Below are 13,540 nucleotides of genomic sequence, written 5' to 3'. Positions count from 1 at the left end.
AAGGCGCCGCAGAAGCTGTTCTGTGGCGCCTTTTCTATTATTCTTTTACCAGTACAAGGGTATTTCTTTCTGCTTTATATACACTGTTCATGAATGTGGCAAAAGCGGAATAATCAGCAGCCGGAAAGCGGCCGCTATTGATCAGGTATTTTCGTATATACGTTACCGTATTATCCTTCATATTCACGGCGGATGTATATGTACCGAATTTTGTTTCCACAGAAACGGGCTTAGGAAGCGTTTCTACCTTATATCCTGCCGGGAGGGTAATATTTACTGTATCTGCATATTGCTCGCCGTAAGGGATATCAATGGCGGATGTTCTGGCGGTATCCGTTTCTACTTTACTTCCCATACGATTGGTAATATTGGGTTTCAGGAACAGGCGCTTACCTGTCACAGATGCGTAGTTATTTGCAGTCAGTTCAAAAGTTTCTGTGATATCCGGCAGGCGGTTAGCATGTATTTCCGTGTTATAGCTGGTAATATCAAAGCTGGATATTTCCATAGTTCTACGCAGGTATTCCATTTGCTTTTCTTTACTCAGCAGATGGATCATCTGAATTTTGTCGTCCTGCAGGATGCCGCTGGTATTAACCTGCGTAGTGGCTTTCAGGAAGCCTTTTTCATCCAGCATGGCGTTAGTGGTACTGAATCGTTTATTGTCGGCCTGCGTATATACCGGCGTGTGTACCAGTTTACTATTTGTTTCATCCATGATAAGCACGGCGCGGTCGGCAGTGAAACTACCGAGGTAACCGGGCGGCGTCATGTTACTGGTGCATTCCAGCCACGTAGTATCTTTTCCGTTAGGCACCATGGCGATTACGTGGTTAAACCAGTCGGTGGCAAAATCTTCCGGGATGCGCATGGGTTCATCATCCGCGTTTACCAGTACTGCATAACCTTTGATACCTACTTCCTTGAGCATGGCACACATCAGGTTGGAGAGGCCTTTACAGTCACCGTAGCTGGTGCGGGCGGTAGTAATGGCATCGATCGTTTGCATGCCGCCTACACCAAGGGAGATGCTGATATAGCGGTAGTTTTGCTGGAGGTACTTGTACAGCGCGGCTACTTTTTCAGGTTGTGTTTTCAGCGGATCAGCTATGGCATGAACTTTTGCTTTCAGCGCATCCGGCAATACATCTCTCCCTTTATTAATTGCATAAAAGAAATTACCCAATTCCTGCCAGTTGCTGAATTTGCCCTGTGCATCCCCGTATTTAGCTTCGGAGGGGGCCAACAGCAGGTACGGATAGCGCTCGTGTATGGCCAGGGCTTTCGTTTCCCGGCGCATGGGTGCGAGGTTGGTCATGGACCAGGTATAGCTTTTACCTTCTTTCACGTCGGCGATTTCCGGTTGCAGGGTGGACTGCAGCAGTCGATAGCGCAGGTCATAACCAGCAGGCATCACTACGTTGCATACTGCTTTTTCTACCGGCTCATCATACCAGGTGTAGGGTGACCATCTGCCAAGATAAACGCCGCTATTGCATTTATATTCCTCTTCAAATTCAATGGTGTAAGGATATCCAAAGCCTGTGAAGGTATATTTCTTACCACGGCTATCTGAAATCAGGCTGATATCATCACCGGCCGGAAGATCCAGCATATCACTCTGGCGCATTTTTTTCACCAGTTTTCCCGAAGCATCATAGTAGGCAGCGGTAACACTGCGCAATTCCCTGAGAGAGCTGTAGAAGAACGACAGGTCACTGCGGTGATCCGCTTCCCTGTCCAGAATAGTTACTACCTGGTGGTGGACGTAACGTATTTCTTTCGGACTTATATAGCGGTAAGTGGTTTCATCCAGTCGCACTACACTATGCGCATTTTTTTTCAGGGCTTCGGGGATGGCCGAAGCGGGGTAGTATGGGTCTGCTGCCAGGGCGGGCATGCCCAGGCCAACTAACAGCAGACAGGTAGCTATATACTTCAAGGTTAAGCTTTTTTCTTTAGTACAATTTGTTCTGCCTGTTTTTTAACGACTACATCGTAAAACTCACGCAGACTGGCATAATCTTCCGGCAGGAAGGTGGCTTTGGTAAATTTGATCCTGCTACGCATCTGGATGCGGCCACCAGCCTCCTGGATCAGGTACTGGAATATGCCTTCGTCGTCATTAAATTTAACGATGCTGGATTTCGGCAATTCATCTACTACGTATCCTTCAGGTACAGTGAGGTTGAGGGTATATATTTCATCCATCACCGCATTCATTTCCACCGGGAACTTACGATCTTCCGATTTAAAGATATTGTGCTTGTACTCCTCTCCCATCATAGGTTTGATGTAGAGAATATCTTCATCGCCGGCATTATTCATTTTAAAATCATAGTCCACTAATACTGATCCATCGAGGCTGTCAAGGTCTTCTACTGTTGTATTGGTGATTTCGATATCTTCTCCGTATGCTTTTTGCAGCGATTCCTTGTAGCCATTCAGTTTCTTGTTTTTGATGGCATTACGGATATCATAGGACTGCAGGTAGGTAGGACGTTTTTGGAATTTTCCTACAAAAGCACCTTCAGCACTACGTTCCATGGAAATGGTGGTGATGGCAATTTCCTTGAGGGAATCCGGAGAAATGGTGATAGCGGTACCAATGCCATCCACAATTCTGGCGTCGCCGTTATAGGTTTCGGGCATCAGTTTATTGAAGCCCAGCATTGGGTGAGAAGCGTCCAGTTTGATTTGCGTACCGTCTACTTCCACGATTGCGATCACGTAATTGAAGGAAGACATCAATGGGTAGAAGCTCACGTAGCCATGATCGCGGGTACTGAGTATTACCGGGTATGCGTTGAGGTTAGCACGGCGCAGGAGGCCCACCAGCAGCAGGTTGATATCAGATACTGCTCCTTTTTTGCTGGTAAGGGTGGTTTTTAATTTTTGGGTGGTACCGAGCGCACGATCGTCGGTACAAATGATATTGGATTTTACCCAGTTAAAGATTCTTCTGGCTTTGTCTTCCTCGGTGGTGGCACCTTTGATGATCTCATTGGTGGTATTGTCCATGAAGTTGTTATTCTTTTCCATGGCGGCGCCAAATTCCTGGTTCTTATTGAGTTCTTCCATCAGTTTAGGCCAGGTGTTGGAGAAGTTGGTTTCCACCCCGCCGATGATGGTGGATGCCAATTGAAATTTGATTTGGGCTACATAGTTGTTCACTGAGGTAATAAAGCTTTCCGGGCGTATAGGCATTACATCTTTGGCAGCGAGCCGGTATTCTGTAACGTTGGACGTCATGGTAGCATTTTGGGAGGCGCCGGTATTACCCTGCGGCTCATAGCGGAAGCTAAAGGTAGTCCGGTAATCTCTCTTTGTATTTACATCGAAGGTGATGAACCCTTGTCCTACGCGCATAAAGCGGGTAAACTCAGGGATGGCTACCGTATATTCCGACCACAGGGTGGGAATGGAATGCTGGAACTTCCAGGTAGGGATCAGTTCCCAAACCGGGTAAGTGATAACATAGCTGTATTCGATGATACTGCCGGCTTTGACACCGGGGATCGCGAATTTTTTGATTTCTCCTACTTCGTCTACTTTTTCAGTGAATATATCTTTGCTACTGAGGTTGCTGGCTACGATCTGACCATTTTCCAGGTTATAGCTGGCAGCTTTGATTTTATTGACTTCTTCCATACCGCGGCTGGTTTTATCCAGGGAGATGGAAACTTCGCCGTAGTCGAATCCTGCTTTATCTACTACTTTGTAACGGCGATGAACCCGGTACATCAGGCATAGGTCCCCCTTATAGGTATCGAAGGTGGAGCTGCCGATTTCGGAAATCAGGATGGCGTGTGCGCCGGTATCTTTATCAAAGCTTACATTAAATTCAGCAGGCTCTACTTTTCCAAACTTCATTTTAGATCCGTCCTGAGCAACGGCCACTACAGATAACAAACAGCTGGCAAGGAGTGCCAGGGCGACAAATTGATAGCGCATAATTTAGATGGTATAGGTATAAATTTTTGCAAATCTAAAAAAAGTACTCAAATATGGTCAGCAGGGAATTAAACAGGACAAGTTGTAATTTCGCAATGTGGAACAAACGAGGTATATAAAAGATCTTGCCAGGGAACTGGGTTTTGATTACTGTGGCATATCGGCGGCGGTGCAGCTGGACGATGATGCCCGCAGGCTGGAGCAGTGGCTGAAAAAGGGAATGCATGGCAGCATGCATTACATGGAAAACCATTTCGACAAGCGTATAGACCCCCGCAAGCTGGTAGACGGTGCCAAATCCGTTATCACACTTTTATACAACTATTTCCCTTCGGAAAAGCAGCGTGCCGATGCCCCTAAAGTTTCCAAGTATGCTTACGGGGAGGACTACCACGAGGTGATACGGGCAAAATTAAAAACGATGCTGGCCAGGATGCAGGAGCGGATTGGTGCGGTGCAGGGCCGTGGTTTCGTGGATTCAGCGCCGGTGCTGGAGCGGAGTTGGGCCAGGCGCAGCGGGCTGGGATGGATGGGTAAGAACGGCAATATCATCAACAAGCAGTCCGGTTCTTTCTTTTTTATAGCGACACTTATTACCGATATCGAGCTGGAGTATGACGGGCCGGTGGCAGACTACTGCGGCACGTGTACCCGTTGCCTGGATGCCTGTCCTACCGGGGCTATCGTGGAGCCCGGCGTGGTCGACGGCAGCCGTTGTATTTCCTATTTTACCATTGAACTGAAGGATCAGCTGATCCCCGAAAAGATGCAGGGCAGTTTCGACAACTGGATGTTTGGCTGCGATACCTGCCAGGATGTATGCCCGTGGAATCGTTTTTCCAAAGCTAATACTGAAGCGGCTTTTACCCCTATTCCTGCCATTCTGAATTTTACTACCAGCGACTGGGAGGAGATGACGGAAGAGGCGTTTAAAACCATCTTCCGTCATTCACCGCTCAAGCGCAGCAAGTTTGCGGGCATACGCCGTAACCTGCAGTTCCTGGATCTGAAATAATTATTTTTTTGCGGGCACCTGCTTCAGCAGCCATGCGGCCAGGTCGGCGGCGGCGTTGTAATTCTGGAATTCGGCAGGCAACTTTCCCGCAGCTGTGTACTCATTATAAAACCAGGGGTCTCCCACTGCAAATACAGTACCCTTGCCTACTTTGGCCACCGCCATGAGAATGTTGTTATCCGCATCGGTGTGTACCGCTCTGGCAGGTGCTTTGAGGGTGAGGGTGGACACTTCCTTGAGGTAAGCCTTTTTCACGTTCGGGAAGATTTCGTGGTTTGCCGGGAAAAACACGGCTCCCTGTTCGAAATTGCGGCCCTGCACGCGGTTTTTGGAATCCCCGTTGAAGTGAATACCAAAGCGGTCGGAGAGTTTATTAAAATTGGTGAACTCAGCATTCAGGGAGTCATTTTGCAGCAATACCAGTACCCCACCGGCTTTCACCCAGTTATAGATGGCTTTCGCGTAGGCATCCGTCATATAGTTGGGAGAAGTCGTTTCTTTCTCAGTATCAGGGTCTACGATAATATAGATCCCTGTGCCTTTAAGAGTGGCGGCTGACGGTGCCGCTGCCAGGGTATCGCGTTTGGCGCCCAGGGAATCAAAGATGTGGCCCCAAAGGGAGAATCCGCCATACTCCTGCTCTTCCCAGGTATAATGCCAGCGGATGGTGTTGCCGGCTTTATCCTTTTTGAATTCGTGGTTAAAGAAGTAGTCCAGCGTAACTTTCGTCTCTTTTGCGGGTGATTGCTGTGCCCAGGCGGGCGCACTCATGGCTATTAGCATCACTGAGAGCACTCCGCGGAAAAATTTTGAACGTGGCATTTTCTATTGGTCTTTAGTCGATTACAATATTAGTAGTTGCATAGTCGTATTATGGCAACTTTTTCGCAATGAGTAATAGTATTTTTTCTTTTGCAAGAGCCTACAGCCCGGGATAGTTAGGAATTTCCAAACTATTACTTTTACCGGAGTTGAGCAGCTGCCTACGGCAGCCGCCCACCCCCCCGGGATTTACCCGGCGGAGGCCGGGTAAATCCCGGAAATCAGTTGCAGCAGTCAGCTAAACTTATCAAGCTAAAATACTTGCAAAATCTGCAAAAATAAACTTGCTAATACTTGACATTCGGTTTAGCATACGCTACATTTGTGTAAGTCTAAAAATAGTTCAATTTATTGAGCTTTTAGCGGATAATTTGTCATGTTGACAATAATTAATCTTCTCTGTAATCCTTCGTAATGGCGGGTTGCAGTTTAATATAGCAAGAAATAATATTCAACTTCTTATGGACCTGAGTGCCATAACGTGGAATTTTAGCAATAAAGGTCGAATTCTTTCGACCTTTCTCATTTTTTAGCCATAGTATAGCTATATTGCCCCTACGTTATGTCAACCAAAGCAGTGTGATCATGAGGAAGTGGACTTCCGTTATATTTCTACTCGTTTCCATTATAGGTATATTCCTGCACGCCGCAGCGCTGCGGGCGCAAACATTACATTATCAATTCAGCCACATCGATAACAACGACGGCCTGCTGAACAACCAGGTCAACTGCATCTATAAAGACAGCAGCGGGTTCATGTGGATAGGCACTGTATCAGGGCTGAACCGCTATGATGGCTACAACTTCCGCAGCTTCCAGCACGACGCCAGGGACACCACCACCCTGTCTGACAATACCATCGAAAAAATACAGCCCGGCCCTGGTAACACCCTATGGCTCTTTACCCGCAATGGCATTGACCTCTACCACCCCGCTACCAACAAATTTGATCATCATCCCGAACGCCTGCTGCAACAACTGGGCATCCATACCAGCACCATCAGCGACGTGATCCGCGATAAGGAACGCTACATTTTTCTGAAAGACAGCAATGGCATCTACCTGACACAAACCGGCAAACCCACCATACACCTGCTGCCGGCAACGCAACAGCCAGCCAGCATTGCCACTGCCTCCGTAGCAGACCTGGTAGCAGACCATAAAGGACATTACTGGATCATACATAGCAATGGCATCCTCGAAATGCTGGATGCCACCACCGGAAAGGTACTGCACCGAAACACCACCCTGCAGCAGCAAAACGGCGGCGGCTACACGCTGTGCATGGATGCGGACGGGGACCTCTGGACCTACGGCGACAAAGAAGACAACGGTGTGTGGTACTATGAAACCGCCGCCGATAAATGGACGCACATCAGCCAAACGTCACCCGGCATCTCCCTGAATAATAATATCGTCAGGGGAATTGTACCCGGCAATCCCGGAGAAGTGTGGATAGGAACGGATCACGGCGGCATCAACGTCATTAACAAAAGCAAAAAAACAGTACAATACATTGAGAATATAGCTGACGACCGCAGGAGCCTCAGTCAAAACAGTATTACCACGCTTTACCGCGACAATAGCGGGATCATATGGATAGGCACCTTCAAAAAAGGGCTGAACTACTACCATGAAAACATGGTAAAATTCCCCCTGTTTCAATACCAGGCGTATAACCGTAACAGTTTGCCCTTTGATGACGTCAACCGCTTTGTGCAAGATGCCAAAGGCAACCTCTGGATAGGTACCAATGGCGGAGGACTGATCTATTACGACCGTAGTAACAATACCTTCAAACAATACAAGCATGATCCTGCCAACCCTGCCAGCATTTCCGGCAATGTAGTGGTAAGTTTACTGATCGACCACCAGGGGCAGCTCTGGGCAGGCACTTACTTTGGCGGGCTGGATCGCTTTACCGGCAATGGTTTTGTGCACTACAAGCATAACCCCGCCGACTCAACAACGATCAGCGACAACAGCGTGTGGGAACTGATGGAAGACCACCAGCACCAGCTTTGGGTGGGCACCCTCAACGGCGGCGTAAACCTCTTTAACCCTGCCACCGGCCAGTTCCGGCGCATGAATAAAATATTTACCTCCCGTTACGTATCCGCGCTGCTCCAGGATCATAACGGACAGGTATGGGTAGGCAGCAGCGAAGGACTAACGGCCTACAATCCTGCAACCCGCGCCACCACTAAGTTTAACAGCAGCAACAAAGCCGGCAGCCTCCCCCATAATAACATCGTATGCCTCTTTGAGGACAGCCACAAGCGCCTCTGGACGGGCACCCGCGATGGACTCAGCTTATACGATCCTGCAAAAAACACTTTCCGGAACTTCCGGAAAGAAGATGGACTACCCAGCAATACCGTGCTGAATATTTTGGAAGATGACCACAGCGGCCTCTGGATGAGCACCCCCAACGGCCTATCCAACCTTCAGGAAAAAAGCGGGGCGTTTACCTTCAAAAACTACGATGAATCAGATGGACTGCAAGGCAAAGAATTCAATGAAAACGCTGCGCTGCGTACCAGCAAAGGAGAGCTGATATTCGGTGGTGGCAACGGTTTTAACCTCTTCTATCCTGACCAGATTATACTCAACAGAAATTTACCGCCCGTGGTGCTCACCGATTTTCAGGTGTTCAACCAACGTATAGAACCTGGGCAGCAACTACAAGGGCGCACCATTTTAACTGTGGCCATCCCCCTCACCCAATCGGTGACGCTGCGCCATAACCAGAACATCTTTTCCATCGAATTTGCTGCGCTCAATTATTTCCATCCGGAGAAAAACCGCTATGCCTATATGCTGGAAGGCTTTAACAACAACTGGTTGTATACGGATGGTACGCAGCGCAAAGCTACCTTCACCAACCTGGACCCCGGAGAATATACCTTCCGGGTAAAGGCCTCCAATAACGACGGCATCTGGAATGATACCGGCGCTACACTACACATCCGCATCCTGCCACCATTCTGGAAAACATGGCCGGCGTTTCTGTTATACGCCCTGCTGATCATAGGCGCACTGGTGCTGGCACGCAGGATCATCCTGGAAAGAGAACGCCTCAAATTCAGCGTGGCCCAGCAGATCCGCGAAGCAGAACGCATGCACGAACTCGACTCCCTGAAAATTCGTTTCTTCACCAACGTTAGTCACGAATTCCGGACGCCACTGAGCCTCATCATCACACCACTGGAGCGGTTAATCAGCACCGGAAACGACAAACAACTTAACGGACAACTGCAGCTCATGCAGCGCAACGCCCGCCGCCTGCTTAACCTGGTAAACCAGCTGCTCGACTTCCGTAAACTGGAAGTAGAGCAAATCAAACTGCATACCACTCCCGGCGACCTCGCCGCATTCGTTAAAGAGCTGACACACGGGTTCTCCGATCTCTCCGAGAAAAAACATATACAACTGGATTTTCATAGTAATGTGCAGTCGCTCCCAATGGCCTACGACGCAGACAAGATGGAAAAAATCATTTTCAATCTCCTCTCCAACGCCTTCAAGTTCACGCCGGACTATGGAAAAATAGCCGTGGAACTACAATACGATGCACAGGAGTCGCAAGTACAAATCCTTATCAAAGACAACGGCATCGGCATTCCACTGGAACAGCAGGCACATATTTTCGAACGTTTCTTCCAGCATGATGTAGCCGGCGCAGTAATGAACCAGGGCAGCGGTATAGGCTTGAGCATTACCCGCGAGTTTGTAAAGTTGCACGGAGGCACTATTGTGGTGGACAGCGCTCCGGAGATGGGCAGTTGCTTTACGGTGTCTCTGCCGGTGCAGAGCGCAGCTGCTATAGCCGGTACCGTTAGCAGCCAGGTGAGGACTTTGCCGGAAGCGGCACCCGCATCTCCCCAAACTAATCAGAAAGACCTGCCTAAAATATTACTGGTTGAAGACAACGAGGATTTCCGTTTTTACCTGAAAGACAACCTGAGTCAGTACTACCATGTGGAGGAAGCCGAAAATGGGCTGGCAGCCTGGAAGCTGCTGCAAACCTACCAGCCGCAGCTGATCGTGAGTGATATTGCCATGCCCCACCTGGATGGCCTTGAGCTGTGCAAAAAGGTACGTGCCAGCGCCAAAACCAATCACCTCCCCATTATCCTGCTGACGGCCAGGGCTGAGGAAGCCCAGCAACTGGAAGCCCTGGAAACCGGCGCTACGGATTATGTGACCAAGCCGTTCAACTTTGAAATGCTACTGTCCAAAATCCGGAATATTGTACAGCAACAGCAATCGCTTCGTAAAACTTTCCGGCAGCATTTTGATGCCCACCCGAGTGAAATTGAAATCTCGTCGGCCGACGAGCAATTTATCCAGCAGGCCATCGGGATTGTAGAACAAAATATTTCCAACCCCGACTTTTCGGTGGAGGAATTGAGTCGCGCCCTTTTCATGAGTCGCGTATCCGCTTACAAGAAAATTTTATCCATCACCGGCAAATCGCCCATAGAATTTATCCGCAGCATCCGGCTAAAAAGAGCAGCCCAGCTCCTGGAAAAAAGTCAGTTGACGGTAGCCGAGGTGGCCTATGAAGTCGGATTTAACAACCCAAAATACTTCACCAAGTACTTTAAGATGGAATTTAACGAACTACCTTCCGTATATAGCAGGAAGAAATAAAACCAGCCATGGTAGCGGATATATTAACAATCCGCTACCCCTGCAACCGGTTGCCGGTACCCCTTCCGGTTAACATTTTGACCCATAATCTGAAACAGAACCGTACCCTCAAAGTGATGGTCCCCCTCTATTTTTGCTGGCATCGTTATGAGCGCGCTGCAAGGCTGCACAAATTCCACATGAATATGATAAAAAGGACCTTTCCGATTGCATTATTGACTTGTATTACCTCCTGGTGTTATGCCGGGCAGATAGAAAAGCTCACCGACGGTGTACTGATCCGGCTGGACAAACCTGCTAAAAATGGGGCTTCCCAGGTAAGGCTGCAGGTAATGAGTGACAATATAGTGCATGTAACTGCCTCTCCCGACAAGGAGATCAGCAGCACACCCAGTATTATGGCAGTGAATGCCACCGGCAACCAGGCTGCCTGGGATTATAAAGACAATGGGGACTTTTACACCCTGACTACCAAATCCCTCCGCGTGGATGTCAATAAAGCCAGCGGACGGGTTACCTTCCGCCACCCGGGTGGTAAAATCATCCTGGCCGAAGCCGCCAATGGCGGCCGCAAGTTCCAGCCGGAAACCATCAATGGTAAAGACCTGTACAAGATTCAACAGGCCTTTGAGGTAAACCCCGCGGCGGGACTGTATGGCCTTGGCCAACACCAGGCAGGGCTCATGGACTACCGCAACGAGGATGTGGATCTCACCCAATACAACTCCGTAGCAGTAGTGCCTTTCCTGGTATCTACCGACAAGTACGGGATTTTATGGGATAACTATTCCGTCACCAAATTTGGTGATCCGCGTGAGCGCCAGCAGCTCAATGCCCTGCATCTGGTATCTGCTGACGGCAAGCCGGGCGCCCTATCTGCTACCTATAGCGATAAAAAAACAGGACATGTATACCTGCAACAGCGGGATAGTGTGATTAACTATGAATTTCTGGAAGATCTACACCGCCTCCCGGCCAAATTTCCGCTGGAAAAAGGAAAGGCTACCTGGGAAGGCTCCCTGCAGGGGGATGAAACAGGAGACTATAAATTTTTCATCCAGGCCTCCGGCTACCTGAAAATCTGGATCGATGGCAAGCTGCAGCTGGATAAGTGGAGAGAGAGCTGGAATCCGGGCCCTTCACAATTTAAGGTAGGACTGAAAAAGGGTGTATCCGTTCCCGTTAGAATAGAGTGGATTCCGGAAACTACCCAGTCGTTCCTTTCCGTGAAAACCTTATCCCCTACCCCTGCGGCATGGCGTAATAAAGCCGTGTTTACTTCTGAGGCCGGGGAGAAACTGGATTATTACTTTGTAAATGGCCGTACAATGGACGAAGTGATCGGCGGTTACCGCCAGATTACCGGAAAGGCCACCATGCTGCCACAGTGGGCTATGGGCTTCTGGCAAAGCCGTGAACGCTATAAAACGCAGGACGAAATTGAAAATACCGTAGCCACCTTCCGGGAGAAAAAAATTCCGCTGGACAACATCGTATTGGACTGGAGTTACTGGAAGCAGGACGAATGGGGCAGCCAGGAGTTTGATCCTGCGCGCTTCAGCGATCCGGCGGGTATGATTGACCGGCTGCACAATAAATACCATGCACAGTTTATGATTTCGGTGTGGCCTAAGTTTTACGAAGGCATCAGCACCTACAAAGCATTTGATACAAACAACTGGCTGTATAAACAGAATATCCAAAACCGCCAGCGCGACTGGATCGGCGAAGGTTATGTATCTACTTTTTACGATGCCTTTAATCCTGACGCCCGCAAGCTGTTCTGGAGCTTCATGAACGATAAGCTGTTCAGCAAAGGCGTAGATGCGTGGTGGTTAGATGCTACCGAGCCGGATATTTTAAGCAACGCTTCTATTGAGTCCCGCAAAAAATTGATGGACCCTACGGCTATTGGGCCTGCCAGCCAGTATTTCAATACTTACTCCGTGCTGAATGCACGTGGCGTGTATGAAGGGCAGCGTGCGGCTAAGCCGGACCAGCGTGTGTTTATCCTCACCCGCAATGCGTACGCCGGTATACAGCGTTATGCAGCGGCATCATGGAGTGGTGATATTGCCGCTACTTTTGAGGAGTTTGCCCGCCAGATTCCTGCGGGGCTGAACTATACCATGTCAGGCCTGCCTTACTGGACCACCGACATAGGCGGATTTTTTGTGGAAGATAAATATGACCATCCAAATCCCCAGGGCGCCGCAAAGGATGAGTGGCAGGAGTTAAACACCCGCTGGTTCCAGTATGGTGCTTTTTGCCCGCTGTTCCGCTCTCATGGCCAATATCCATACAGGGAGATGTTTAATGTAGCGCCGGAAAACAGTGAGGCTTATCAGTCCATGCTGTATTACGACAAGCTCCGTTATCGTTTGTTGCCTTATGTATATACTCTTTCGGGAGATACTTACCATCACGACTATACGATTATGCGTGGCCTGCCTATGGATTTCGGTTACGATACTGCCACCCTGCGTATAGGCGACCAGTTTATGTTCGGCCCGTCGCTGCTGGTAAATCCTGTTACTACGTACAAGGCCAGAACACGGGATTTATATCTCCCTAAAGGCAATGGTTGGTATGATTACTATACCGGAAAATATGAAGATGGAGGGCGCCGTATTACCGCAGCAGCGCCACTTTCCAGGATTCCGCTGTATGTAAAGGAAGGCAGTATTATTCCGGTAGGTCCGGAACTGCAATATGTGGCAGAGAAAAAACCGGATACCCTCAGCGTATTTGTATATGCCGGCAAGGATGCGAAGTTTGAGCTGTATGAAGATGGCAATACCAATTACGATTATGAAAAAGGGGCGTTTACCCGCATCCGGCTGGAGTGGAACGAAGCAAAGAAAGAACTGACGATCGGCGCCAGGGAAGGCAGTTTCCCGGGAATGCTGACAACAAGATATTTCAAATTTATCATTGTGGACAAATCCCATCCGCGTTCGCCGGATCAGATAAAAGGCAATAAAAGCGAACTGATAACATATAATGGAATAGCAAAAACGATCAGGGCCTTCTGACCCAGATCAATTCCTTTTTTTGTCCACGTAAGAAAACTCAGATACATCACCCAGCCTA

Annotated in this window: 6 protein-coding genes; 3 read left to right on the top strand and 3 right to left on the bottom strand. The window is 48.9% G+C overall.

The genetic code is table 11. The features are described 5' to 3' along the window. Positions 1 to 37: 37 nt before the first annotated feature. Complete coding sequence (locus KW844_RS15370) at positions 38 to 1,942, bottom strand: DUF3857 domain-containing protein (RefSeq protein WP_218377674.1); 1,905 nt, start codon at positions 1,940 to 1,942, stop codon at positions 38 to 40. Between the two features lie 2 nt (positions 1,943 to 1,944). Then, the gene (locus tag KW844_RS15365) at positions 1,945 to 3,954 is read right to left on the bottom strand and encodes a transglutaminase domain-containing protein (RefSeq protein ID WP_218377673.1); all 2,010 of its coding nucleotides are present in this window, start codon (positions 3,952 to 3,954) and stop codon (positions 1,945 to 1,947) included. Between the two features lie 97 nt (positions 3,955 to 4,051). Here KW844_RS15365 and queG point away from each other — a divergent pair, with 97 nt between their 5' ends. Further along, positions 4,052 to 4,969, top strand: coding sequence for a tRNA epoxyqueuosine(34) reductase QueG (queG, locus tag KW844_RS15360; RefSeq protein WP_218377672.1), 918 nt, complete (start codon positions 4,052 to 4,054; stop codon positions 4,967 to 4,969). Here queG and KW844_RS15355 read toward each other — a convergent pair whose 3' ends face one another. Then, a complete protein-coding gene (locus KW844_RS15355; RefSeq protein ID WP_218377671.1) occupies positions 4,970 to 5,791 on the bottom strand; it encodes a DUF4350 domain-containing protein in 822 nt (273 codons plus the stop codon). A gap of 585 nt (positions 5,792 to 6,376) precedes the next feature. Here KW844_RS15355 and KW844_RS15350 point away from each other — a divergent pair. Both KW844_RS15350 and KW844_RS15345 read left to right on the top strand, forming a co-directional pair. Then, a complete protein-coding gene (locus KW844_RS15350; protein ID WP_218377670.1) occupies positions 6,377 to 10,447 on the top strand; it encodes a two-component regulator propeller domain-containing protein in 4,071 nt (1,356 codons plus the stop codon). A gap of 185 nt (positions 10,448 to 10,632) precedes the next feature. Next, positions 10,633 to 13,482: a TIM-barrel domain-containing protein gene (locus KW844_RS15345; RefSeq protein ID WP_218377669.1), complete on the top strand. Its 2,850-nt coding sequence runs from the start codon at positions 10,633 to 10,635 to the stop codon at positions 13,480 to 13,482. Positions 13,483 to 13,540 lie beyond the last annotated feature (58 nt).

The sequence above is a fragment of the Chitinophaga sp. sic0106 genome (assembly GCF_019219075.1).
GTDB lineage: Bacteria > Bacteroidota > Bacteroidia > Chitinophagales > Chitinophagaceae > Chitinophaga.
This window is presented reverse-complemented; position numbering and strand designations above follow the sequence as displayed.